This is a genomic window from Pseudoalteromonas sp. Ld19 (assembly GCF_045064135.1).
Taxonomy (GTDB): domain Bacteria; phylum Pseudomonadota; class Gammaproteobacteria; order Enterobacterales; family Alteromonadaceae; genus Pseudoalteromonas; species Pseudoalteromonas aliena.
This window is the reverse complement of sequence record NZ_JBISHA010000021.1, coordinates 355,129-381,316: the sequence shown is the minus strand read 5'-3', so window position 1 is coordinate 381,316 and position 26,188 is coordinate 355,129. Positions and strand designations below refer to the sequence as shown.

The window sequence follows — 26,188 nt, the reverse complement described above, 5'->3', positions numbered from 1 at the left end:
TCAATAACAATAATAATTGGTAATAACAAGAAGATGCGCTTAAGCACTATTAAATTAGCGGGCTTTAAATCGTTTGTAGAGCCCACTAAAATTCCATTTCCTGATCAAATGACGTGTGTTGTAGGCCCTAATGGCTGTGGCAAATCAAACGTTATTGATGCAGTGCGATGGGTGCTTGGTGAAAGCTCTGCTAAAAACCTGCGTGGCGATGCCATGACCGACGTTATTTTTAATGGTTCCACTAATCGTAAAGCCATATCGCAAGCCTCTGTAGAGCTGGTTTTTGATAACCATAGTGGTAGTTCTTCAAATACATTTGCCGATCGAAACCAAATAGCTATTAAGCGTTTAGTAACGCGTGATGGAGAGTCACTGTACTTTTTAAATGGCAGTAAATGTCGTAAACGTGATATTACCGATATATTTTTAGGTACTGGCCTTGGTCCGCGTAGTTACGCGATTATTGAACAAGGTATGATCTCGCGTTTAATAGAAAGTAAACCACAAGAATTACGCGTATTTTTAGAAGAAGCTGCCGGTGTATCAAAATACAAAGAGCGCCGCCGCGAAACACAAACTCGTATTAAAAGCACCCGCGAAAATCTTGAACGTCTGTTAGATGTGCGAAAAGAGCTGCAAAGTCAGTTAGATAAATTGGCTGTGCAGTCGGTTGATGCAAAAAAATACCGCGAGTTAAAAGCGCAAGAACGTACATTAAAAGGGCAAATAGCGGTTTTAAAATGGCAAAAGTTACACCAGCTGCAACTTGAAAAAAGCGCCCTAATTAATAAACTTAATGATCAAATTTTGTTTTTTGAAACAGCTCATTCAGGGCATGACGATGTACTTGCAAGCTTAGAAGGGCAAGTACAAACCCAGCAAGATAAATTAAGCGATGCCCAGCATCAACAACATGTAATACACACCGAGCTTACTCGCGCTGAGCAACAACAAATAAACGTAAAACAACAAACTCAAACGCTTAAGCAAAATTTAATTAAATTACAGCAACGCCAAACACATAGCCTTGAAGTTAAAGTGCAGCAGCAAATTGTGTGCGAGCAACTAAATGAAACCCTGCAAGAGGCAAGTGAAAATGCCTTAATGTGCGAAGAGCAAGTTAACGAGTTAACGCTTGAGCTTAAAGAGTTATTAGCACTTAAGCAGCAGTACAGTACTCATTGGCAAGCTTTGAGTGAGCAACAGCAGCAGCTTAATACTAATGCGCAACTGCATAGTGGTCATATCAAACAAACTCAACAGCAAATAAGCCACGTTAACGAGCAAATTAATCAGCTAAAGGATCAGCTTAGCGAGCTACAAAGTAGTGATGTAGAGCAACAATTAACGCAGCAAATACAGCAAAGGCAAATATTAACTCAACAGCTTGCCGCAAAACAAACTGCGCATACACAGTGCAGCGCTAAACTTGAATTACAAAACACACATGTTAACGATACACAAAAGCAGCACTCTTTGCTCACTCAAAAAGCAAACGAGTTAAAAGCAAGTATAACAGGGCTTAAAAGTACACTCGGACTCGATGAAGAAACTGAGCGTACTAATGGATTGTTTAACCAGCTAAGCGTCAAAGAAGGCTTTGAACCTTTAATAGAGCAAGCACTTAAGTCGCTAGAGCATTTAAATGTAAGCGAGCAGCAAACTAGTAACAGCGTGTGGGCAAGTCATGATGATCACATGCCAACAAATAGCTTAGCGGTATTTATAACAAGCGGCGTGTATCCAGAGCATTTAACGCGTATTGCTTATAACGAAAACGGTGATTTAACAATATTAAATGATGGTTTTTATACAGCCGTTATGGATAAAAACGGTGCGTTACATGGTCGTAATTGGCATGTAAGTGCCGATCGTAATGCTGACAACTCATTGCTTTTAAAGCATAAGCAGTTACAAGATAAAACTCAGCAGTTAATTGATGTCGAGGACGAGCTACATCACGTCACGCTCACTCTTGATAAATATACACTCAAGCAAGCGCAATTAATTAACGAGCAAAGTGAGCTAAAAGAAGCCATACATGAGCTTGCGCAAAATAGTGCCGTCGCCAGTACGCGCACTGACATGCTTAAACAGCAAGTAGCGCAGCATCTGCAACAGTTAGAAAAGTTACAGCAGCAAAAGCAGCAATTAATAACTCAGCTTTTGCAATTAAATACTGTGCTTGGCGAGCAAAACAAACTACATGAAGTATTAAATGAGCAGCAACTCAATTTAAAAAATGAGGTAGACGCTGCAAATAGCCTACGTTCACAAAGCGATAAAAATTATAGCCAAGCATTAAACATGCTCGAGCAATATAAAACGCAAGCACACAATACAACGCTTGCCCTGCAAAAATCGCGCAGTGAATGGCAATTGAGTCAAACTAAATTGAGCCATGCAGAGCAAGAGCACGTTAGTGCTTCTGAAGGCGCACAAGAACTACTTAATGAAATAGAAGAGCTGCTGATCCCAGAGCAAGAATTGAGTGATAAAATAGCCCTGCTTTTGGCGCAGCATCAAAAAGGTGAGTGGGTTTTTGTATCACTGCAAAAAGAACTGGCTCAAGCGAAGGAAAGTTTAAACACCAAGCAAGCGAGCCTTAAAAATTCACAAGGTGAGCTGGTGGGCTTACAACAGCAGCATCAAAAGTTAGCGATTGAAGAGCAAAGTTTATTGATAAAAGCACAAGTGGCGCTTGAGCCATTAGAAGAATTAAAACAAAGCTTAAAAGCGATACTTGATGAGTTACCAGACTCGCTAAGTTTAAGCGCTGCACAAAATCAGTTAACCGGATTTACTAATCAGTTGGATAAATTAGGTGCGGTAAATTTAGCGGCAATAGAAGAGTTCGATTTAGCTAAAGCGCGAAGTGATTATCTTGATAATCAATTAGATGATTTAACAAAAGCGTTAAGCACGCTTGAAGGTGCTATTGGTAAAATTGATAGAGAGACCAAAACGCGCTTTAAAGAGACCTTTGATCAGGTTAATGACGATTTTGCTGAACTATTTCCTAAAGTTTTTGGTGGTGGCAGTGCGTATTTAACATTAACCAGTGATGATTTACTCGAAAGTGGTGTTAGTATAATGGCACGACCACCAGGTAAGAAAAATTCAACAATTCATTTGTTAAGTGGTGGAGAAAAAGCGCTGACCGCATTATCATTAGTGTTTTCTATATTCAGGCTCAATCCAGCGCCATTTTGTATGCTGGACGAAGTAGATGCACCATTAGATGATGCTAACGTTGTTCGTTTTTGCCGTTTGGTTGAAGAAATGTCACAATCGGTGCAGTTTATTTATATTAGTCATAATAAAATTGCGATGGAAATGGCAGGTAGATTAACGGGTGTAACTATGGCAGAACCTGGCGTATCGCGGATGGTTGCTGTAGATATAGAACAAGCTGTGCAACTTGCACATGCATAAATTTTTATAACACGTGTATTGGTTTTTAATTAATATACAGGTTTTAGGCATATCAAATAATAAAAGGTGAGGGGATGGCCGAACAATTAAGATGGGTTTTAATCGTTATCAGTGTAATTGTCATTGGTGGTTTGTTAGTGCATGGTTTGTGGTCGGTCAGAAAAAAAGATCGCCCTGAAGCGTCAAATAACGAACGGGTTGAACCATTACAACAAAGTGCACCAGCGTCATCGCATACTTCTCGTCCTGAGGCTGAGCCAAAGGAGCCTGTGATAGAAGAACGTGACGAACCTCAATTTGGTGAGCTTAACTTTGCTGCAGATGAGCCGCAAATTGATACAAGCGTGCCAGAAGTGCCAATTGAAGATGACCTAGAAATAGTCGATGACCTAGAAACAAAAGAGCAAAGCGATGAAGAATCGTCAGCTCAAATGTCTGACTTTGTTATTGTGCATATTCAAATGCCAGAAGGGCTTAGCATACAGGGCAGTAAATTATTGCCAGCCGTTAACACGTTAGGGTTTAAATACTCAGAGGAAGGCTTTTTTAATCGCCATCTCGATCCCGCAGGACAAGGCCCTGTGTTATTTAGATTAGTAAATATGTACAACCCAGGTACGTTTGATATTGATAATATGGAACAGTTTAGTACCGCAGGGGTTAGCTTATTTATGACATTGCCGTGCGACGGTGATGGCTTAGCGGCATTTAATATGTTGCACAGTGCAGCTAAAAAGTTAGCGGATGAGTTTGGTGCGCAAATTTTAGATGCAGAACGTGAAGAAATGACCGTAGAGCGCATCAGGCAGTATGTTGAACAGGTTCGTTCTTTTTCAGCGTAAATAGCGCATATATTATATTTTTGTAAGCCACTGGATGATGACTCATCAAAGTGGCTTTTTTTATGTTTATTGAGGTTTAAATGTCTAGCAGCATTAGTGAGCAAGTTAATCATCTTCGTACTATTTTAGAGCAACACAATTACAATTATTATGTGCTCGACACCCCCAGTATTCCTGATTCTGAGTATGATAGGTTGTTACGCGAACTAAGTGCATTGGAAACCGAGCATCCAGAATTTTTAACCGCCGACTCGCCCACACAAAAAGTAGGCGGTGCAGCACTGAGTAAATTTGAGCAAGTCGCGCACCAAGTACCTATGTTATCGCTTGATAACGCCTTTAGTGAAGAAGAGTTTATTGCGTTCAATCGCCGTATAAAAGAGCGTTTAATGAGCGCTGATGAGCTTACTTTTTGTTGTGAGCCAAAACTTGATGGTTTGGCTGTTTCAATTATTTATCGCGATGGTGTGCTGGTGCAGGCCGCGACCCGAGGCGATGGTTTTACTGGCGAAAACATTACTCAAAATGTTAAAACCATTCGTAATGTACCACTTAAGTTACGTGGCGATTACCCAAAAGAGCTTGAAGTGCGCGGTGAAGTATTTATGGACAGCGCTGGCTTTGATAAATTGAATACTGAAGCGCAAAAACGCGGTGAAAAAGTATTTGTTAACCCACGTAATGCAGCTGCTGGTAGTTTACGTCAGCTCGATTCTAAAATTACCGCTAAACGCCCGCTCATGTTTTATGCCTACAGCACAGGGCTTGTTGCTGATGGCAGCATTCCTGAGGATCATTATCAGCAATTAGAAAAACTGACTGATTGGGGACTACCTTTGTGCCCAGAAACAAAATTAGTGGAAGGTCCAAATGCCGCGCTTGCGTATTATAGCGATATTTTAACGCGCCGTGGTGAGCTTAAATATGAAATAGATGGCGTAGTAATAAAAATAAATCAAAAGGCCTTACAAGAGCGATTAGGTTTTGTAGCGCGTGCTCCGCGTTGGGCTATTGCGTATAAGTTTCCGGCGCAAGAGGAAATAACTCAATTACTTGATGTTGATTTTCAAGTCGGGCGCACAGGGGCAATTACGCCCGTTGCACGTTTAGAGCCTGTTTTTGTCGGCGGTGTAACCGTATCAAATGCAACATTGCATAACAGTGATGAAATTGCGCGTTTAGGCGTGAAAGTAGGTGATACAGTTATTATTCGCCGTGCTGGAGATGTAATCCCACAAATAACGCAAGTGGTGCTTGAAAACCGCCCTGATGACGCGAGAGATATTGAGTTTCCAGTGACTTGTCCAATTTGCGATTCGCATGTTGAAAAGGTTGAAGGCGAAGCTGTAGCCCGTTGTACGGGTGGACTTGTTTGTCCTGCACAGCGTAAGCAAGCGATTAAGCATTTTGCATCACGAAAAGCACTAGATATAGATGGTCTTGGCGATAAAATTGTTGATCAGCTGGTAGATAGAGAACTTATAAAAACACCTGCCGATTTATTTATTTTAAAGCAAGGCCACTTTGAATCGCTTGAGCGTATGGGGCCCAAGTCAGCAAAAAATTTAGTAACAGCACTTGAAGAGGCTAAAGGAACCACGCTTGCTAAGTTTTTATATTCTCTGGGTATTCGTGAAGCGGGCGAGGCGACAGCACAAAATTTGGCTAATCACTTTTTAACCCTTGAAAATATAATAAATGCCAGCATTGACAATCTAACGCAAGTAAGTGATGTAGGTGAAATCGTCGCAGCGCATGTGCGTGGTTTTTTTGATGAAGAGCATAATTTAGCGGTAGTAAACGCACTTATAGAGCAAGGTGTAAATTGGCCTGCACTAAGTGCGCCGTCTGAAGACGAACAGCCACTTGCAGGGCTTACATACGTCCTTACTGGCACGCTTAATACACTTAACCGTAATGATGCAAAAGCACGTTTGCAACAACTTGGCGCTAAGGTGTCAGGTAGTGTTTCGGCTAAAACGGATGCGTTAGTCGCTGGCGAAAAAGCAGGCTCTAAATTAACTAAAGCACAAGATTTAGGGATAGAAATTCTAACGGAAGATGATTTAATAACGCTTTTGGAAAAATATAATGGATAGTATTTTACATTTTTTGAACACACTACAACTAGACACAGGGCAATGGCTGCTTGGTTACGTAAATAATATCGCAATGTTATTAACAGTGTGTTTAGTGTCGTTATATGCCAATGACGTGATCAAGTTAACAAAAAGCACAGTTACCAGGTATAACTTTGTGATTAGAGTTTTGTGCTTTGTATTAATTACCGCTTTTGGCTTTGGTTTTATCGTTGTATGGTTAAGCCCTTTAATAGCCAAAGGGTTGTTATTCTTTGGAAAAAAATGGCTGACTGCGACACTCATCGTTGCATTTTTTATTCTTGGTACGATTGCAGATAAAAAGAATCAACTATGAGCCGATATGGACCCGAATACTGGGATAAGTATGGGAGTTACCGTACTCCTATTGCATTTCATTTGAGTTTGCTGGTGCTCTTACGCGGCTATTTCATTTGGGTTATTGCGGCTTTAAGCCGCAGGCCTGAACTGGATTTAATGTCGTTATTTTTTAAAAATAAAAATGATTTTTTTATCGCAATAACGATTGGTAGTATTGCAATAATACCGACTATTTTATTTTGTTTACGGCGGCCGCGAGACTCACACAGTGCGAGCGACAGGTTCGCCAAAATTTGGCAGCATATGCGCTGGCCTCTTATTTTATGTGCTGTTGTTGATTTAACATGGTTAAGTATTCAAGCCGCACATAGTCATTATCGATTTTCATTATTTTTAGCAGTACAAATGATGATTGTTTTATGGGTGCTGTGGTATTTAGTTAAGAGCCGTTATTTAACCGTTTTTTTTAACGATTGGCCTGAGCCAACAGAAAAAGCAGCCGAAGAGAAAAAGTTACTTAAATAGGACTGGTTGTGGACGCTGTAAATAAAACAATAGCGATAACGATTTCGCTAATAGGATTAGTGCTTATTATTTTAACGATTAGCACTGAGCTTTTAGAGTTTATGTGGTTTAAAGTACTATTTGGTTTATGGGTGTTTATTTTTTGTTCAAGTATTTATAGGCTCACACCGCTTTTTAAATCGAGAAACCGTTTAGAGCATTTTATCCAACGAGATGCGCAACATTTATTACTCTTTAGTTTGATGGGATTTTTTGATAAAAAACACGGCCCCAACTGGTTGGTTATTAAAAGCATCGAACGCATAACCAGCAAAGACGATGAGCTGACGATCTACAGCAACAACGAACGCCAATTGTGCGTAAGTCTACCTGCAAAAAAAGCACAGTTAGATAGTTTTATTAAACGAATACTTACCGATTCAGAAAAGCAAACCATTACCTTTGATTAGGCTGATCTCCACTCTAATCAATAACGTAATACTTAACGATATTTTTTTATAAATTTAAAAAGTACCGCTAATTAACGATTCAATGAGGTCATTATGTTGAAGTGGAATGATGTTATTAACTTTGCCAATAACGGCAATCCTACACCAAGTAAAAAAGTGATTAAAACGGACGCTCAGTGGCGTGAGCAATTATCAGAGAATGCGTACTACGTAACACGTAATAAAGGCACAGAGCGTCCGCATAGCTCAGCTAGTTGCACATTGTTAGAGCCAGGTAAATACGCGTGTGTTTGTTGCGATAATCTACTTTTTGATGCTGACGAAAAATTTGACAGTGGTACGGGCTGGCCTTCGTTTACACAACCCGCCACAATTGAAGCGATTGGTTATGTGAGTGATATAAGCCATGGCATGGAGCGAATTGAAGTTGTTTGCAACGTGTGTGATGCACATTTGGGGCATATTTTTCCTGATGGCCCATTGCCTACAGGTTTGCGATACTGCGTAAATGCAGCATCAATGAAAAAGCTTTAACGTTGTTACTTTTGTGATTTAGTGTCTGTTTCAAGTTCTAATTTCATTTCTTTTGCAATATCCGAAATTTTATCTAAACGCTGCATCTGCTCTGCTGGTAGCTGAGTTTTACTAAGCAGGGCGTAGCATTTTTTTGCAAGCTCAAGGTTAAATGATCGGCCCAGTTGTTTATTTGAATCAAGTAAGCATTGTAATAAATTAAGTGCAATGCTGGGATTGCGGGGCATGACTCTAAATGCCTGCGTAAACGCCTCTAAAGCAGTATTTAACTGCCCTCTATTAAATTGATTAACCGCATGATTGTTTAGCTCTTTTGGCCCTATTCTTATATCACGGCGTTCACTTTGTTGTTGTTGGATGTACCGTAAATAAGTGATATCTTCTTGATTAGGGTGTTGCTCACAATGATTAATTATTTGGGTGAAAAGTGTTTGGGCTTTTTGGTGAAAACCTAACTCATGAAATGCCTTTGCTTTATCAAGCGCACTATCAACTGAGCCAATAATAACGTCGTCATCATCAAGTTGCTCGATGAGTTTTTTTGCTTTTTGATGCTCATCTTTTAAATAATGCAATCGGGCATTAAGCACATCAATTTGAGCTTGATTACTGCTATTAGGAAATAGCTTTTTTAAGTCATTGATATATTGATTTGTTTGCCTAGAAATTCGTTGTATTTGGTCCGTTTGATCCGTTGTTAGAGCAAAATCAATGCCTGCACGTGCTGCATTGAGATAGATACTAGGGTGGTCGTGTATAGAGTATTTTGCGTAGCTTGCTATATCTTTTTGAGTTAAATAATTGGTTTCGTAATCGTGATTAATTAACGACACATTACTTAACGATTTTTGGCGCGAAATGTTACGCGGAGCAATTTTAACGGCTTGACTTAAAAACTCTTGTGCTAATTCGAATTGATTAAGTTTTATTTCTAATTGACCTAACAAGTCTAAAGCGACTAAACGTGTTTCTTGCCGCTCCAACATAGTTTTGAGCATACGCTGGGCAAGAATGTGCTCATTATTAGCTATAAGCGCCTCGACTAAACCAACTTTCGCCCAAGCAAACTTTTGAATATTAAGTACTGATTTAAAAAAATCTTTAGCTTCTTGTTTACTGTTTAAGCGAAGCAGTGCATCCCCTTTTAATCGTAATAAAATAGGGCTGTAGCTATTATTTTCTTTATTTAAAATAGTATCTATATATGTAATTGCTTTTGGATCGTTACCATCATCGATTAAAGTATAAATAGTTTGTAAATCGTGTTTGCGCTTTAAAACACGCTCTATTCGTACTTTTAATTCTTGTACTGTAAATGGTTTTACTAAAAAGTCATCGGGTTGCAACTCAAGTACACTATGCACCAGTGAGCCAGTTGTTTCTGCAGAAATAAAAATGAATCCAGTCGAGTTTTTTATTAAGCGTTTTACCCTAAGCTCTTCATAAAGCTGATAGCCATCTTGTTGTTTACTTAAATTGAACGAGCAAACAATTAGATCAAACTCTTCACTTAAGCATTGCTCTTTTGCTGATTTTGCATGATCGGCAAAGCGCAATTGTTGAAAGCCAAGTCTTTCTAACGACTGTTTCATATAGCTTTGAGCAAGCGGCTGCTCTTCAACTATAAGTATTTTGGCTTTTGAATAGATCTTAGTTGGCATTGGCTTAAGCGTTATTACATTTAACACTGACTATAATCAACAGTTTAACTGCTTACAAGGAATAGCTGTATTTATTAGGTGCTTAATTTTAACTAATACATTTATATGGCAGTAAAAAAGAAAATTAGATGAGTGATGTGTAGTGTGTTGTTTTATTGAGACTAAGTTAATTTAAAAGCGACTTAAGCGATAACCAATACGTGGAGTTCTGCACCAGTTAAGTTAAGGTGTTGCTGAATTTCTTTTAGCTAATTAGCGTTCATCATTTATACACTTAAGATATTGTTTAATGGCTGCATAGCCACCATATAATAAACATACTTTTGTCAATACAGTGAGTTGCTATGTTAAATAATAAAATCCCACCCGTTATTGTTGTGCTGTTTTTTGCAGGCATAATGGCGCTTATTGCGCATTACAGTGTTATTGATTTCACCGCATTTATTACCTACTTAGCGGCAAGTTTGGTCATTATTGGGTGTGCGTTTTGTATCGCGGGTGTTGCGAGTTTTAAAATAGCAAGCACCACAGTAAACCCTAATAAACCTGAACAAGCGTCAAAACTTATTACGAGCGGTATTTATAAAATCTCTCGTAATCCAATGTATGTGGGTTTTGCATTTATTTTAACGGGGTGGGGTATTTGGTTAGGCTCGTTGTGGGCAATGCTTTGTATTGTTGGATTTATTGCGTATTTAACGCTTTTTCAAATAATTCCAGAGGAACGCGCGCTCACTAAATTATTTGGCGAAGAGTTTACCGCCTATAAAGCGCGTGTAAAACGCTGGTTGTAATCAATACCAGTCACTTAAAACCTGACAAATAAAAAAGGCTATCGATGATAGCCTTTTTTATTTGCAGCAATTACATTACTAATTAATTGCGGCTTATTCGTATTCTAACGGATCTGTAATGTTATTTAGTGCAAATGCTTCAAGGCGTTCTTGGCACGCGCCACATTTACCACAGGCCTTTTCACGGCCGTTATAACAGGTCCACGTTTGGCTGTAATCTAAACCCATTTCAATACCGTCAGTTAAAATACCAATTTTAGTATTATTTAAATACGGGCTAAAAATTTCTACAGCGTCGTAGTTCGCAATACGGCACACATCATCCATTTTTTGCACAAATTCAGGACGGCAATCAGGGTAAATAGCATGATCCCCAGAATGAGCGCCGTAGTAAACTTTGCCAGCTTTAAGTGATACCGCGTAACCAACAGCAAGCGAGAGCAAAATCATATTACGATTAGGTACAATCGTACTTTTCATGCTCTCCTCTTCGTAGTGGCCTTCAGGCACATCAATATCATCAGTAAGTGATGAGCCACCAATAAGTTGGTTAATCGCCGAAATATCAACAATTTTATGTGGCACGTTTAATTTTTCACACACACTTGCTGCCACTTTAAGCTCTTTTACATGACGCTGACCATAGTCAAATGAAAGGGCATATACATCATGGCCTTGTTGCAGGGCTTTATTTAATACGGTAAATGAGTCCATACCGCCGGAATAAATAACAACTACTTTTTGCGTCATATCTGTTTTGCTCTTAGTTTTAATAGAGGTTTATATCAGGGCGCGATATACTACACGGCCGCAGCTTAAATAACAATTTTTGCACAGCGCTTTTTGGTTTTTTAATAGTAGCAATTTGGCTGCTAGGTAGTAAGTGAGATCTCTTTTGTACAAAATTAATGAAGTGTTTGAAACCATTCAAGGTGAAGCTAGTTTTACCGGCACGCCCTCAATATTTTTACGTCTGCAAGGTTGCCCAGTAGGCTGCTCTTGGTGCGACACTAAGCAAACGTGGGATGTTGATAATGTATATAAAGTATCACTGGATGAAACCGTAGAAAAAAAGGCTGACTCAGATCATTGGGCCGATGCAAATGCTGAGCAAGTACTCGCATTATTTCAATCGCGTGGTTATACCGCAAAACATGTTGTAATTACCGGCGGCGAGCCATGTATGTTCGACTTAAACCCAGTCTGTAACTTATTACATGAGAACGGTTTTAGTACGCAAATAGAAACAAGCGGCACGTTTGAAATACTCGCACCAGAGCAAACATGGGTAACAGTATCGCCAAAAATTAATATGCGTGGCGGTTACGAAGTACTTACCAGTGCGATGAAGCGTGCCAACGAGATTAAACACCCCGTTGCTATGCAAAAGCACGTAGAAGAGCTAGAAGAATTATTTGCTAAAACAGGCGTTAACCCAAAGCTTGTTTATTTGCAGCCAATTAGCCAAAAAGTATTAGCTACAAAGTTAGCAATCGATACCTGTATTGCTAAAAACTGGCGCCTATCAATACAAGTGCATAAGTATTTAGGGATTAGTTAAAGCACAGCTTAAAGTTATGTTACGTAGGTCGGATAAGCGAAGCGCCATCCGACAACACTAAAGCTTATATCTTCTTCGTTAATTGTGCTAACTAGTTTACTATGCGCGACTTAAAATACACGACTACACACTAGGCTTACTATGTCCGCAAACGCGCTTTACACCGACCTTTCTGATTACTACGACTTAATGTGCGCAGATATAGATTATCAAGCCCAGAGCAATTCTATTCACAGGCTGCACCAAATTTTTGGTAATAGCGGAAATACCCATCTCGATTTAGCATGTGGTACCGGCCCGCATGTACGCCACTTTATTGATTACGGCTATAAAAGTAGCGGGCTTGATTTAAACCAGCCAATGCTCGATAAAGCAAAAGTTCGTTGCCCAGAAGCGCAATTTTCATTGCAAAACATGAGTGAATTTAAAGTCACCGCGCACATGGATTTAATTACCTGCTTTTTGTATTCACTGCATTACTGCGACGGAATTGATAAGCTAAAAGAGTGCCTTGCTAGCGTGCACAATGCATTAAATGTAGGTGGCATATTTTGCTTTAACGCCGTTGATAAAAACAAAATCGACAGCGATTCATTTGTAGAGCATACCGCAACAAGCGAAAATAGCTTCTTCACATTTCGCTCTGGCTGGCACTATAGTGGCAGCGGCAGCAAACAGTTATTAAAACTTAACATCGAAAAAACCACCGCAGATAAAACACTCGTTTGGCACGACGAGCACCCAATGGTGGCTTTTAGTTATACCGAGCTTAAAGAAGCCCTAAAGCCGCACTTCGAAATTCACATATTTGAACATGATTACGACAAAATAACCCCATGGGCACAGCGCTCAGGCAACGCCATTTTTGTCTGCGTAAAAATTTAAGTTAAACACTCATCAAGAAGAGATAAAAGGTTGGGTAGAGCGTAGCGAAACCCAACCAACCTCCAATACCCACGCCCCCAATACCCCAGCATTATATATTTGAAAGCGTAGGTCGAATAAGCGAAATGCCATCCGACACAGTAACTTATTTAAGTTACAGAGGGTATAAATAGCTAAGTTATATTATTGTTGACTGGTTAAAAATAGCAAAAGAAGGCGTTAATTAATTATGATATATGAAATCAAGTTTTGGCTCCTCTGGTTTCATAACGGTACTTTGTATTATAAAATAGCTAAAAATAGTAATAGAAGGCCTAAATGATCATGATGTTTGAAGTAAGAATTTGACCTTCTTGGTTCAGAGTTAAGTTAAATTTCCTAGGTTGAGTTGAGTGCAACGAAACTCAATACAACGATAAAAGCTTTATTAACACGTCTTCGGAACTTAGAGTTCCAACCGCGCGCGAATAAAGAGCTTAAATCAATTAATCATGCTCATGTAGTCAAGGTTTTATCTCTTTTTTAGGAAGCCTAGTAAGTCGCTCTATTCGAATCTACTGCTTGAATATAAAGGACAAGTTAAATTATGGACAAAGAAAAATTAAAACCAAGATCAAGGCACAAGCAATTTTTTAAGGTTGACGAAACAGTTGGTTTGCATGAAAACTTCTCATTTCGCCTTGCTATTTTTTTACCTGTAGTGATAGCAGCCTTAATAATCTCGGTATTTTCATTTCAGTTGTGGCTTAAGGGGCAATTTAGATTTGTATTTTCTCAGCCTGAAGTATCAGCTTTTATAAAATATTTTACTTTCCCAATTTCATTACTTTCACTTAGCATAGTTTTTGGAGTTATGGTTGCGAGATTTCATTCTTCTAAGCAAAAGGCTGTGAGTAATGAGATTACGTTAAAAAATAACGCTGTTAATTATTTCTATAAAACACATGAAGAGTTTGAAAAATATTGCACCAAGTTAGTGAATTCGAATGAAAACCATTTTAAAAATATCAGATCGGATACTTGTTATGCGAGCCTATTTAGTTCAAGTATGCCTGAAGCACCATCTATGATTGCTAGTGAGAGCTTCTTTAGAGCTATAGAAAGTTTCTATAGTGTTTATGCTAATAACTTTATCAATTACTTGGATAGCAATGAATATTATTTGGCAAAATCAAGAAGTATCAGAAAGATGGGTCCAAGGCACGACTTTAGTAAAGGGTTAAAAAGTAAGTTAAACAGACTAGGGGTAAGATTTAGCTTTATTGGCTCCGTAGCTGAACTAACTAATGTAGAAGAAGATCTTTCAAATTTTTACTGTTCTATATTCGAGCTTTTTAACTTTCCGGGTTTAGATAATCGCCTTTATGCAAATGAAAGACTTAATAATATGCATCGTAAGTGGACAATATTTATAAAGAATCACCCTAAGTATATTGCGATTAAGAGCTTAGCCCCCCAAGACTAATATAATATTCCAATATTGAATAAAAAATCCAAAGGGGTCAAATATTGACTCCATAAATCAAAATCATGGAACGCCTACTTATCCCTCGATCATGCTTTTACTTAATCAAACTTTAAGTAAGTAACATAAAAAAAGCGTTGCCCTAGAGCAATACTTTTCTGTATCTTTTAATAAATAAAAGGTTATTCAGCCGTTAAATAAGTTTGGGGTTATTTAATAGTGATCTTTAGTTTTAAACTTACAACTATAAAAATCAATACACACAAGGAAGAACACTTGCATATTCAAATTACAGAACAGATTAAACTAGCTCTTTTAGTGGAAAGCGATGCGGCGGATATTTTAAGGGTTGTTAATTTAAGTCGAGCAAGTTTAGGGAAGTTTTTGCCTTGGGTAGAAGGGGTAAACAATATTGAATCAGCTAAAAAGTACATACTCGACAGAGTAAATAGCGGGCTGAATGGTTCGCGGTGGTTTAAGATTTATTATAAAGATAATTTGAGTGGTGTTTTTGCAGTTAAATCTATTTGTCCTGAGCTAAATATAGCCGAGCTTGGTTACTGGTTAAGTAGTGATGCACAAGGAAATGGTATTATCAGTCAAGTAATCGCCAGAGTGCCAAACATACTCAAAAATACAAGCGCTAAAGTCATTGAGTTTAGATGCTTAGAGCAAAATGTAGCTAGCATTAACATTGCTTTAAAATCAGGTGCAAGTTTAGTGGATACGATCCCCGACTTTGCATTTGCTAACAATACCATGCAGCAACTCAATGTATATCGGGTCGGGTTGTGACTGTTGTTATCACGTCTTTAATTTGCTCAATGCGACCTTTAAAAGACCTCAAAGAATAAACATCCCCAAAACGGCGGCTTAAAGTGGGTTACTGCACCATTACACTTATACAAGCCTTGCCTTATTAGTTAACCTGAACTCTGGATAATAAATCTATCTCGAGCAGCTATTTCCAGCGCTAACTGCGTTGAATTTACTTGCAATAGGCCCGCTATTGACGCGTAAATTCGCCTTGTTTTCACTGAAAATCTCTGGCTAGAGAAAATAAGTTTAAATATCACAATTATTCAATAAGTTAGTAAATCTCTTAACTAAAGTTCAGGTTAGTTACTGATACTTCCTCGTTATAATTTCAAATACCACAACGATATTTTTTAATTACTTGTTTATAAGTGAATTTAATTTTAGAACAAGTTAAATGATAATAAATTGTTGCAATTTTGTTGTTTAATCCTAATACTGATGAAGGTGTGAACTAACACGTTTGCGCAGGTTATACACGAATACCTTAAATAATAAAAAACACTGCACACACAACATTAAGGAATGGTATGAATAATAAAAAGCGCACATCAGGGCTAATAAAAGCCAGCCATTTACTTGGCGCAGGACTGGCTATGCTTATGAGCTTTTCTGCCGCGAGTAAAGATTACAAAATTGTACTTATTCATGGTTTACAGGTATCACAAATAGTGAATAAGTCGGGGAGTGATGTTGTTAATGATGGCGAAACATATTGGCAATCATATTGGAATAGTCGTGCGGATGAGCGAATTGATTGGCCTGCTTATGAAAGGGTGGAAGGAAAGATAGCCACTGATTGGGTGTGGCCTAAATTAAAGCAAATGTCACAGTCTAACTTGTGTGAGCAAGGTTGTGTGTTTGTAACCCATTCAACAGGGGATTTAATTGCTCGCCATATTATAGATAACCAAGAAAACTGGCTGGAAAATGCAGGTTTAAAACCACTTAATATTGTTGCTACGTTCGATTTAGCAGGTGCTGGTGGCGGAAGTGAATTGGCTGATGTTGCTGTAAGTGCATTAACTGGCGCATCATGGAACTTTGCGGTTGATGCTGCACTCAAATGGTGGCTTGGGAGCGAGGTTACTGAAGCTGTGGGTGTTCTACACGATTTAAAAGTAAATAATGCACGTAAAATTTCGCCGTTTCCAGATGCACGCACACCGCGTTTACGTTTTGTTGCCGACGGAAATGCTTATTTGGGTTTAACGGGTGGTTTTTTAAAAGGAAATGATGATTCGGTTGTTGCATCGCATTCATCGTGTGGCGCGAGTGCTGCAAAATCGTTTGGTAGCTGCAGTGGTAATATTGATACAGATGGTCATTTAAAGTCACAAGGAAATGCGGTGACTAGTTTTATGCCGAATCACTACCCAATAATGATGAGTAAAAGCTACAATCATAGCGACATTCATAATGCGCAACGAAAAGGCAATGTAACCATTGCGATGAATAATGTGAATGTAGAAGACAACAATATAGGCTTTAAAACGTTTGATAAAACAACGGGGAGTTGGTTTTGGAAAAAAGAGTACCGTTACGTTAAGGATTCAAATAATGTGAGTGCTTCAGCACTTATTTATAACGTGATCCCGTGATTTACTCTCAATTTTATTAAGTTTATTTTAACGAGTTAAATAGCTCAATAATATTGTTTAACGTTTTATTGAACTTTTATCTGATGGGCACTCACTTATTATAAAAGCAAAAAAGTGTGTGATTAAAGATAATACCAATTTGCAATAATACGTAATCAACTTGAGGGATTAAACCAGGTGCTAACGGCGTTAAAAATTTGCCTTGTTATCGACACGGTTTACTTAACTCAAAATAGATTATTTAATTAAGCGAATTGGTATAAAACCTCGTGTTTTATAAGGATAAAGACATAAACGATGAAAAAATTTTATGCGGTAGCTTTAATTGTTAGCATTACTTTATTTGCGCTGTGGTTTACGAATAAAAATGTGTCTAATAAGTCGGTTGAACGTACTGCGTTACCGGTAAAAAAAATGCAAAGTACGCTAGATACACAGCCAGTTAAAGTTATTCCTATCGATTTACCTAAAAATAAAAAGCCAGCTCAAGCGTCAAAACAACACGTTATTTTTGATGATAATTTATCGCAAGCAGCTGATCTGGTAGCAATGCAATACGAAAATGCGCTAAAGTTTCCGCCATACTCTCAGCCGATAAGCGCTTTGGATGAAGACCGCTTAAAACCAAATCAGTTTTACCCTGTATCGAGTCCTATTGATGAAAGTGGCGCAGCGCTTACCGTTAGCCTTAAACAGTATCGCTTTACATACCCACAAGACATAGTTGTCAATGTAAATGCACAGAGTTTAGGCAAGGTAGTGGTTGAACTTTCCAATACCGATACGAAAGAAGTAATTAGTACGCATAAAGGCAGTGCACGTGAAGGCGAAGCAATTATAACGTTTAAGGGGGAGGAAAGTTACCCTCGAAATATACAACTGTTTGTTCAAGCAGATATTGCGGGTAAAAAAGTCCCTGCTGTGGCTGAAATTCAATACATGGCACCAAGTGCAACGTTAACAGGCTTTAATAAAGCGTATGCACACAATGACAATATGATTGTGCCTGCTAATTTAAACGTTATAAAAAGTGGTTTATACCGTGTTCGAGCTAATTTATATGATGGGAATACGCCGCTTGCCCATTTGGTTGCAAAAGAGCGTCTGACTGAAGGTAATCAATTACTTGATTTAAAATCGCATTGGTCAGTGTTACCGCAAGGTATAACAAGTATGCGCCTAAGCGATTTTGTCATCGAAAGAATGTCGCCAAGCCCAGGCGAGCAAAATAGTTTTGGCAGCAGTGAAATTAGCTATTTTGAGATCACTGACTTTGCTTATGATAGTTTGCAGCAATTACCATATCAGGTAAATGCACAAGAAAAATTAAGTTTAGAGTTTTTACAAGGTTTAGCACAGGGGTAAAATAAAGAGTAAGCTCGAGTTGGCAAATATTACGGGTTTGTATATCCATACAAACCCGTAACGATAGCTAGCTTAGATTGATAGTTACTACGTCAGGAACTTTTGGTTCATCAAATTCGCTATTAACAGGGACTTTAGGAATATCGGGTTTATCAAGGGCAATATCGCCACCGTCAATAACGTCGCCTGTTTGTAAGTTTTTAAAATCAAATAGTTCGGCATCAGCTAAATGCGAAGGCACTACATTTTGCATCGCGGTAAAAATACTCTCGATACGACCTGGATGATCGGCATCCCATTTAGCAAGCATTGCTTTTGTGTGTTTACGCTGTAGGTTTTCTTGTGAGCCACATAAATTACACGGAATAATAGGGTAGCCTTGTGCAAATGCGTATTGAGCTATATCGGTTTCTCTACAGTATGCAAGTGGGCGAATAACCATGTGCTCGCCATTATCGCTCATCAGTTTAGCCGGCATACTTTTTAGCTTACCGCCGTAAAACATGTTTAAAAATAGGGTTTCAATCATATCGTCGCGATGATGGCCAAGCGCAATTTTAGTCGCGCCTAATTCTTTTGCTGTGCGGTATAAAATACCACGACGTAAGCGAGAGCAAAGTGAACAGGTTGTTTTACCTTCAGGAATAATATCGGTAACAATACTGTAGGTATCTTCTTCTACAATTTTGTATTCAACATTTAGTTTATCAAGATACTGGGGTAAAACATGCTCAGGAAAGCCTGGTTGCTTTTGATCAAGGTTTACAACAACAAGATCAAACTTTATCGGTGCCACACGTTTTAAATGCTGGAGCATTTCAAGCATTGTGTAGCTGTCTTTACCGCCAGAAAGGCATACCATTATACGGTCGCCTTCTTCAATCATATTGAAGTCCATAACGGCTTGACCAGTTTGGCGACGTAAACGCTTTTGCAGCTTATTTAAGTTAAATTGAGCTTTAGCTTGATCTGAATGTGACAATTACGCCCCCTAGTAAAACAACACAGCAAAGTTATTTGCTAAAAATAAAGGGGCGTATTATACCCAAACCACCTGAATATGCGAGTTTAGGGTGTAATTAAAAAAGAAATTAAACAAGGTATTTTAGCAAGTAGCATGCGGGCTGTTACCTGCTAAAAGGTTTATGCAGTTTGGTATTAATCCCGCTTTTTTGCCATCGGGCTCACGTAACCATCGGGTTTTAGTGCAAGTACATCGCAATCTAAGCTATCAATTACATGCTCTGCGGTGTTACCTACAAGCGCTGCGCTTAAACCCGTGCGGCCAACAGTGCCAATAACGACTAACTCGCTATTTAATCGCTTAGCTACATCAGGAATTACATCCTCAGGTAAGCCTTCTTCAATAAAACATTGTTCTTGGCGTAAATTAAACTCAGCGGCAAGCTCATTGGTTGAATCAATATGGTGTTTTTTAACTGACTCATTATAAAGCCCTGGATTAAACTCAGGAATTTCAATGGCTATATTAATTGGGGTTGCAGGGTAGGCGTTAACTAAATTGAGCTTGGCATTGGCGAGTTCACATAGAAATTGCGCATCTTTAATAATGCGTTTGTTAAGCGCCATATGCTGCTCGTTTTCACTAACGGCATTTACAGCTGCCAAAATATTACCGTGTGCAGGCCATGCCATTTCTTTCACAAACAATACAGGAGTAGGGCATTTTCGCACTAAGTGCCAGTCAGTAGGAGTAAAAATAACCGACTTAAGTGCGCCATGTTGATGTGTGCTTTTTATAACGAGATCATATTGCTGCTCAATAACAGTGTTGATAATGGCTTCGTAAGGGCGATTATGCCACACAACTTGGGTTTCAATATCAAGGTCTTGATAAGGAGAGACCAGATCGTTTAGCCATAGTTCACGGTCTTTAATAACGGCTTTTCGCATTGCTTCACGTTCATCTCCTGAGAGCATTGTCGTCATCTCGTAAGAAAAATCGTAAACGGTCATAAAAGCGGTAATACTTGCGCCAGATTTTTTAGCTAAGTCGATTGAACGCGCCAAACCATGTTGGTCGTCTTTGGTAGGGTCGATTATCGCAATAATGCGTTTAATAGTGTCCATATGCTACTCCATTTACTGAACAGGTGTATTTTAGTGTAACTTAAATACAAGACAGTTAAAGGAATAGCATAAAAATTGTTGTTCTAAATCAAGAAATTTTTTATCCAAGGTTATTAAAAATCAATAACCTAAAATGGCTATAAAACAGACTGAAAGTTAATTTAAACCAAAATCAATCACGAAAGGTCAACACGCTCTAATCACTTTTAGGTGTGAGTAATGTATTATTTTTCTCGATAAATCCACTCGTTTTTTTCACAAAGTTTACTTCTGGGAGTAAGTTATAAGTATTGTTCTTAATTGTAGAAAATACATAGCTTTTCCCACCACGAGAGAATAAGTTAATTAGATCCCAGTATTTTTTTTCAGGGTAAACAGTCATATCAATATTGAGAAAGTGATTATTATTGATATGAATACCTCTGACGTATTTATCGTCAATGAGCTCATTTGTGACATCAGACTGTATTCTGATCCCCCCTTTAGAACGTATAATACTGTTGTGCGTAAAATATATATTTCCCCAATTAAATGGTGTTGTCACGCTGCTTGGCTTATTTGGGTAGGCATTGAGTATAAATTTATCTGTATCTACAAACGTATTCGCAATTATTTTAACATCGGAATAATAGGTCAGCTCAATTGCAGTCCCTTTGGTATTTTTAAATGTATTATATTTTATTAGCCCCTTTGACACTGGCTTTACGGAAGCAAATTTTAAAGAGCCTTTTAAACCTTCAAAAATATTATTTTCAACAGTAATATCATGCGTACCACCAAAGTTATTATTCCAAGGGTGAGTGGTGGTAACTTGCGTGATATTTTCAAAGTAATTATTGGTAATTTTGACTCTAAAAGAATTAATTGGCGCATCATAAGAAGATAAATGAGAAGAGGTCGCTCTGATTGCGGCATCCCCAAAGTTAAAAAACTGATTATCACGTACCGATATATCAGAAGAACCAGCAAAGAGTATGCCTTGCTCACCCCACACATAATTAACAGTGTCTTTTGTTAACCCTTCAAAGGTGAAGCCTTCAATAGTGATAAAGCGCGAGTTATAAAAAGCTAAAATATATTCACCGTCAAATTTTTCACACTTTCTTAGCACTACCCCTTTTTGCGCAGAAATAACGATATTATTAATATTTCTAAAAATGATGGCTGAGCAAATATCATAAATACCTGGTTGCTCTATCACTAACTCGCTATTTTCCGCAGTGTTTAAAATTAACTCTTTTAATGCTTGGGAGTCATCAATATTATCATCAGGTAACATTGAACTTGATGCTTGACTACTGAAGATACTTAAAGAGAAGATAAACAGGAAATATAAAATATTAGGCATAGGTTATTCCTTTTATATTGTTAATAAATAGAAGTTTATAACTATGATAAGGATTGCAATATGACTAATACCAAACTGCATAAATCGTTGATCAATTTAACGAATTAAACTGCACTATAACGTCGTTAAAAATTTTTATTTAGAACAACTAAATACAAAAATTTTTGCCTGTTCTAGTGTAATTTTCTTAACATTAAATAGACCCCATATATAAGCAGATTGGTATAAATGAAAACGCACTGTAAGGATAATTACACTGAATTAGATCGCAGTTTTCATATCGTTAAATAGTTTACATACTTATACTGATTTGTATAAGTTCACTTCTAAAGTATTAGTTGAGGGGAAGTGTAATTGCAATAATTACACTCTAATTACGAATAAAGTGCTGATTTTTAGGGAGAGGTATTTATTAACAAGGCTTTACTATTGCGGCTGTTTTAGCGAGTGCATTATTGTCTAAAATAGTAATGAACTTGCCTTCTACTTTTATTAAGTCGGCTTTTTGAAAACGGCTCAGTAAACGGCTTATAGTTTCAACGGTTAGACCTAAATAGTTACCAATCTCTCCGCGTGTCATGGTAAATCTAAATTCTTTACGCGAAAAACCACGCTCACCAAAACGCTCTGACAAGTTATAAATGAAACTAGCTAAGCGTTCCTCTGCTGATTTTTTATTGAGTAATAGCAGCATTTCTTGATCGTATGTAATCTCACTGCTCATTAAGCGCATTATTTGTTGGCGTAGTTTTGGTAATTTACCTGATAGCTCATCGAGGGTATCAAATGGGATTTCGCACACCATTGATGTTTCTAATGCTTGTGAAAAGCTTGGGTGTGTCATTTTATTTATTGCATCAAAACCAACTAGATCGCCCGCTAGGTGAAAGCCAGTAATTTGCTCATCGCCTTGCTCTGATAATGTATATGATTTGAATGAACCAGAGCGCACTGCATAAATAGCCTTTAAAGGTGCACCAGATTCAAATAAGTAGTCGCCTTTGTGAAGTGGTTTCTTTCGTTCAATGATTTCGTCAAGCTTATCCATTTCTTGGCCATTAAGTGAGAATGGCAAACACAATTGACTGATACTGCAATTATTACAGCTAATAGCACAATTACCTTTAGCGCGGCTTTGAGAGAAATCCATAATTTAATCCGTTTTAATTTTTATTCACGACGTTGTCTAGATTAAAGTACCAGCTTGTCGGTTGCAATAATCAATAAGTAGATACCATACCAAATTATAACGCTGCCTAATACAATTCGGGTCCAAGGATGGTTAATTAGTGTGTTTAGCTTTTGCGCGGTAACACCTAATGTGATCATTGCTGGAAAAGTGCCCAAGGCAAAACATAACATAACTAAAGCGCCATCTAGTGCGCTTGGGCTGGTCATGGCCCAAGTTAAAGCTGAGTATACCAGACCACAAGGCAGCCAGCCCCATAAAGCACCATAACCTAAAGCTTTAAAAGGGGAGTTTATTGGCATTAAATATTTATTAAGCTTAACAATATGCTGCCATATTAAAGTTTTTCCAATTTTTTCTAACCATTGTAAAGTGGGCCCTAGACGCATTATATAAACGCCTACAAGTAACATAAAAATGGCAGCAATAAATGAAAGTATTAAAGAAAAAGATGTATTTTGCTTGGCAAATTGGCTGCTAATTCCTGCAACTAGCGCGCCCGCAATCATGTAACTTAGTGCACGACCGATATTATACGCTAATGAGTAAGTGAATGTTTTACGCTTGTCGCTGGCTAACTGCAATGAACCAGCTATACCGCCGCACATAGCAATGCAATGGCCGCTACCAATGAGGCCCATTAAAAATGCACTGGTATAAAGAGGGTCAATCATTGCTTTTGTTATGCTGCTCTTTGTCGTCTTCGAACAAAATACTGTGGCCTTGCTTGTTTAAATCCGAGAACTGCTCGCTTTTTACAGCCCAAAAAAAGACACCAATGGCAATAATGACAAATAAAATAGCAATGGGGATCAAAATGTAAATTATGCTCATAACTTTAATAGCCTTAGTGAATTACAGATCACAATAATTGAGCTGGCAGACATGCCAATGACAGCCATCCACGGAGCAACTAGGCCCAATGCAGCAAGCGGTAATATCGAACCATTGTACAATAAAGACAGCGCAAGGTTTTGCTTAATAATCCGTCTGGTTTGTTTTGCCACATTGAGTAAATGATCGATTGAAGCTAAGTCGCTATTAAGGAGCACTACATCGGCACTGTTTTTTGATATATCAGCACCGGTTTCCATGGCAATTGATAAATGTGCGCTGGCAAATACAGGGCTGTCGTTCACGCCATCACCGACCATTGCAACGACTTCGTTTTGTGAAGCCCATTGCTCAACGGCTGTTTGTTTATCCTGTGGCGAGCATCCAGATTGCACACTGTTAAGCTTAAGCTGCTTAGCAATTTTTTGCCCTGCATCTGATGCATCGCCAGTTAACATGTGGCATGTCAGCTTTTGTGATTGTAGTGAGTCTACAAGTTGCTTGGCATCTTTTTTAATCTTATCAATAAAGTAAAAACGTGCGACTACCTGTTTGTTTATATATAAGCTCGCTTGTGCATTGGTTTTTTTACTATCAAACCAGCCACTTTTACCTATTGCGTAATGATTCATATCATCTTGCGCGCTAATTCCTAACCCAGGGTGAATTTCAACATCGACAAAAGTGCGTTGAGCGGGTGTAAATTCATTAAAAGCACTGGCAATAGGGTGCTCCGAGTAGCTTTCTAACATAGCCGCTATTTCTAAAATTTGGCCTTTTGTGTATTGTTTATCGAGTATGTCCACGGCATCAAGGCTAAATTTACCTTGGGTGAGTGTGCCTGTTTTATCAAACGCAAATAAGGTTATTTGTGAGAGCGTTTCTAGCACATGTGCTTGTTTTATTAATATGCCTTTTCGAGTTAGTGTCGCTACGGCGCAAGTAAGTGCCGTTGGTATGGCTAAACTCAGTGCACATGGGCAGGTAGCAACTAAAACAGAAATAGTGATCCAAAAGGCATGCTCAGGGGCTATTTGGTACCAACCAATAGCAGTAATTGAAGCAAATATAAGTAAAGAGGCAATAAACCACTGTGCTACTTTATCAGTAATTTCGACTAATTTAGGGCGCTTAGTGAGTGCATTATGTTGCAAGCGTATAATTTGGTTGAGCAGCGTGTTTTGACCAATTTTATTGATTTTTATTTCAATAACGCCGTCGTGATTAACGCATCCAGCATAGACATTGTGACCAATAAATTTAGTCACTGGTTGATGCTCCCCTGTCATCATTGACTCATCAACGGTAGTTTTACCTTTAACAAGTTCACCATCGGCAGGAATTGTTTCACCGGCTTTAATTAGCACTAGGTCATTGAGCTTTAGTTTTTTGGCTGCAATTATAAGCTCTTCACCGTTATCATTAATTGTGCGCGCTGTTAATGGCAATAATTTTTGTAGGTTAGCAGTAAATTCACTGGCTTTTAAACGCGCTCTAAATTCAAGGTATTTCCCAAGTAATAGTAAAAAGGTAAACATGCATACCGATTCAAAATAGACTTCGCCCACTTCCATAAATGTGGCGTAGCAACTGGCGCCATACGCACCAAAAATAGCGAGCGACACGGGTAAGTCCATGTTGAGCTGTTTAGACTTTAATCCATTGATGGCATTAGTTAAAAAGGGAAGTGCACTGTACAGAATGACAGGGGAAGCAAGGACTAAACTGATCCACCTAAAATATTGCTCAAAGTTACTATCCATGCCTGAGAACATGCCAAAGTACATGGCAAATGCAAACATCATGACTTGCATGGTCATCAAACCTGCAACACCTAAACGGCGAATATAGGCTTTGGCAGTTTGTTGCTTTTGCTGCGCTTCAATATCTGATTGGAACGGGTACGCTTTGTAGCCAATTTTAGCAAGTGCAGTGATTATTTCACTAAGAGGTGTACGGGTTTTATCCCACTGGATCATCGCGCGATTTGTTGAGGTATTTACATCAACCCGTTTTACTGTTTTTAAATTTAACAATTGTTTTTCGATGAGCCATGCACAAGCTGCACAAGTTATGCCTTCAACACTTAATAATACCTCTGAAATACTATCGTTTGTGGCTATAAACTCATCTTGAATGTCTTCGTTGTCATAACTTTTTATAAATGCGAGTTGCTCAGGTACTAGCTGTTCGACCTTACCAGCACGAACTGTGCGGTACTTATAATAATCAGTCATACCTTGATCAACGATATTTTGCGCAACGGCTTGACAGCCAATGCAACACATTGGCTGTGCTTTATCATCAATGATAACGCTTGCACTAAATCCGTTTGGCACACTCTCAAGGCAATGAAAGCAAGAGTTAGACATA

Annotated in this window: 23 protein-coding genes; 14 read left to right on the top strand and 9 right to left on the bottom strand. The window is 38.4% G+C overall.

What is annotated here, in order from left to right:
* Window positions 1-33: 33 nt before the first annotated feature.
* The 7 genes from ACJJVZ_RS13580 to msrB all read left to right on the top strand — a co-directional run bounded on the left by ACJJVZ_RS13580 (window position 34) and on the right by msrB (window position 8,205).
* Window positions 34-3,435, top strand: a complete 3,402-nt coding sequence (locus ACJJVZ_RS13580) for a chromosome segregation SMC family protein (protein WP_405601224.1) — start codon at window positions 34-36, stop codon at window positions 3,433-3,435.
* A gap of 74 nt (window positions 3,436-3,509) precedes the next feature.
* Window positions 3,510-4,277 carry a cell division protein ZipA gene (gene zipA / locus ACJJVZ_RS13575; protein WP_405601222.1) on the top strand — a complete coding sequence of 256 codons (768 nt, stop codon included), beginning with the start codon at window positions 3,510-3,512 and terminating at the stop codon, window positions 4,275-4,277.
* A gap of 80 nt (window positions 4,278-4,357) precedes the next feature.
* Complete coding sequence (gene ligA / locus ACJJVZ_RS13570; protein ID WP_405601220.1) at window positions 4,358-6,376, top strand: NAD-dependent DNA ligase LigA; 2,019 nt, start codon at window positions 4,358-4,360, stop codon at window positions 6,374-6,376.
* Entirely contained in the window at window positions 6,369-6,713 is a 345-nt protein-coding gene (locus ACJJVZ_RS13565) for a DUF3392 family protein (protein ID WP_138585825.1), read from the top strand. Before ligA ends, ACJJVZ_RS13565 begins: the two co-directional genes overlap by 8 nt.
* Complete coding sequence (locus ACJJVZ_RS13560; RefSeq protein WP_405601217.1) at window positions 6,710-7,222, top strand: DUF2919 domain-containing protein; 513 nt, start codon at window positions 6,710-6,712, stop codon at window positions 7,220-7,222. Before ACJJVZ_RS13565 ends, ACJJVZ_RS13560 begins: the two co-directional genes overlap by 4 nt.
* 8 nt (window positions 7,223-7,230) lie before the next feature.
* Complete coding sequence (locus ACJJVZ_RS13555) at window positions 7,231-7,671, top strand: hypothetical protein (protein WP_405601215.1); 441 nt, start codon at window positions 7,231-7,233, stop codon at window positions 7,669-7,671.
* Window positions 7,672-7,764: 93 nt separating this feature from the next.
* Window positions 7,765-8,205, top strand: coding sequence for a peptide-methionine (R)-S-oxide reductase MsrB (gene msrB / locus ACJJVZ_RS13550; RefSeq protein ID WP_182701382.1), 441 nt, complete (start codon window positions 7,765-7,767; stop codon window positions 8,203-8,205).
* A 5-nt stretch (window positions 8,206-8,210) separates the two neighbouring features.
* On the opposite strand, the gene ACJJVZ_RS13545 is transcribed toward msrB, so the two are convergent.
* Window positions 8,211-9,866: a response regulator gene (locus ACJJVZ_RS13545; protein WP_405601211.1), complete on the bottom strand. Its 1,656-nt coding sequence runs from the start codon at window positions 9,864-9,866 to the stop codon at window positions 8,211-8,213.
* A 344-nt stretch (window positions 9,867-10,210) separates the two neighbouring features.
* Here ACJJVZ_RS13545 and ACJJVZ_RS13540 point away from each other — a divergent pair, with 344 nt between their 5' ends.
* The gene (locus ACJJVZ_RS13540) at window positions 10,211-10,660 is read left to right on the top strand and encodes an isoprenylcysteine carboxylmethyltransferase family protein (protein ID WP_077538324.1); all 450 of its coding nucleotides are present in this window, start codon (window positions 10,211-10,213) and stop codon (window positions 10,658-10,660) included.
* 93 nt (window positions 10,661-10,753) lie between these two features.
* Here ACJJVZ_RS13540 and queC read toward each other — a convergent pair whose 3' ends face one another.
* Entirely contained in the window at window positions 10,754-11,410 is a 657-nt protein-coding gene (gene queC, locus ACJJVZ_RS13535; protein ID WP_008136967.1) for a 7-cyano-7-deazaguanine synthase QueC, read from the bottom strand.
* A 145-nt stretch (window positions 11,411-11,555) separates the two neighbouring features.
* On the opposite strand from queC, the gene queE reads away from it, so the two are divergent.
* The 6 genes from queE (at window position 11,556) to ACJJVZ_RS13505 (ending at window position 18,353) form a co-directional block, all read left to right on the top strand.
* A complete protein-coding gene (gene queE / locus ACJJVZ_RS13530) occupies window positions 11,556-12,221 on the top strand; it encodes a 7-carboxy-7-deazaguanine synthase QueE (protein ID WP_405601207.1) in 666 nt (221 codons plus the stop codon).
* A 141-nt stretch (window positions 12,222-12,362) separates the two neighbouring features.
* Entirely contained in the window at window positions 12,363-13,106 is a 744-nt protein-coding gene (locus ACJJVZ_RS13525) for a class I SAM-dependent DNA methyltransferase (RefSeq protein ID WP_405601204.1), read from the top strand.
* Window positions 13,107-13,692: 586 nt separating this feature from the next.
* Window positions 13,693-14,571 carry a hypothetical protein gene (locus tag ACJJVZ_RS13520; RefSeq protein ID WP_405601201.1) on the top strand — a complete coding sequence of 293 codons (879 nt, stop codon included), beginning with the start codon at window positions 13,693-13,695 and terminating at the stop codon, window positions 14,569-14,571.
* 276 nt (window positions 14,572-14,847) lie between these two features.
* Window positions 14,848-15,366, top strand: coding sequence for a GNAT family N-acetyltransferase (locus ACJJVZ_RS13515; RefSeq protein WP_405601199.1), 519 nt, complete (start codon window positions 14,848-14,850; stop codon window positions 15,364-15,366).
* 551 nt (window positions 15,367-15,917) lie between these two features.
* Window positions 15,918-16,988 (top strand): hypothetical protein, encoded by a 1,071-nt coding sequence (locus tag ACJJVZ_RS13510; protein ID WP_405601197.1) that lies wholly within the window; start codon window positions 15,918-15,920, stop codon window positions 16,986-16,988.
* A 297-nt stretch (window positions 16,989-17,285) separates the two neighbouring features.
* Entirely contained in the window at window positions 17,286-18,353 is a 1,068-nt protein-coding gene (locus ACJJVZ_RS13505) for a hypothetical protein (protein WP_405601194.1), read from the top strand.
* A 67-nt stretch (window positions 18,354-18,420) separates the two neighbouring features.
* On the opposite strand, the gene ttcA is transcribed toward ACJJVZ_RS13505, so the two are convergent.
* From ttcA to ACJJVZ_RS13470, 7 genes are all read right to left on the bottom strand, one after another.
* Window positions 18,421-19,335 carry a tRNA 2-thiocytidine(32) synthetase TtcA gene (gene ttcA, locus ACJJVZ_RS13500; protein ID WP_193155647.1) on the bottom strand — a complete coding sequence of 305 codons (915 nt, stop codon included), beginning with the start codon at window positions 19,333-19,335 and terminating at the stop codon, window positions 18,421-18,423.
* Between the two features lie 176 nt (window positions 19,336-19,511).
* Window positions 19,512-20,444, bottom strand: coding sequence for a universal stress protein UspE (gene uspE / locus ACJJVZ_RS13495; RefSeq protein WP_138584747.1), 933 nt, complete (start codon window positions 20,442-20,444; stop codon window positions 19,512-19,514).
* Between the two features lie 196 nt (window positions 20,445-20,640).
* Window positions 20,641-21,792, bottom strand: a complete 1,152-nt coding sequence (locus ACJJVZ_RS13490) for a right-handed parallel beta-helix repeat-containing protein (RefSeq protein WP_405601192.1) — start codon at window positions 21,790-21,792, stop codon at window positions 20,641-20,643.
* A gap of 412 nt (window positions 21,793-22,204) precedes the next feature.
* Window positions 22,205-22,942: an FNR family transcription factor gene (locus ACJJVZ_RS13485; RefSeq protein WP_138586835.1), complete on the bottom strand. Its 738-nt coding sequence runs from the start codon at window positions 22,940-22,942 to the stop codon at window positions 22,205-22,207.
* Between the two features lie 41 nt (window positions 22,943-22,983).
* Window positions 22,984-23,655 (bottom strand): sulfite exporter TauE/SafE family protein, encoded by a 672-nt coding sequence (locus ACJJVZ_RS13480; protein ID WP_138586837.1) that lies wholly within the window; start codon window positions 23,653-23,655, stop codon window positions 22,984-22,986.
* Entirely contained in the window at window positions 23,648-23,815 is a 168-nt protein-coding gene (gene ccoS / locus ACJJVZ_RS13475) for a cbb3-type cytochrome oxidase assembly protein CcoS (RefSeq protein WP_002963071.1), read from the bottom strand. Before ccoS ends, ACJJVZ_RS13480 begins: the two co-directional genes overlap by 8 nt.
* Entirely contained in the window at window positions 23,812-26,187 is a 2,376-nt protein-coding gene (locus ACJJVZ_RS13470) for a heavy metal translocating P-type ATPase (RefSeq protein ID WP_405601188.1), read from the bottom strand. Before ACJJVZ_RS13470 ends, ccoS begins: the two co-directional genes overlap by 4 nt.
* Window position 26,188: the final 1 nt, after the last annotated feature.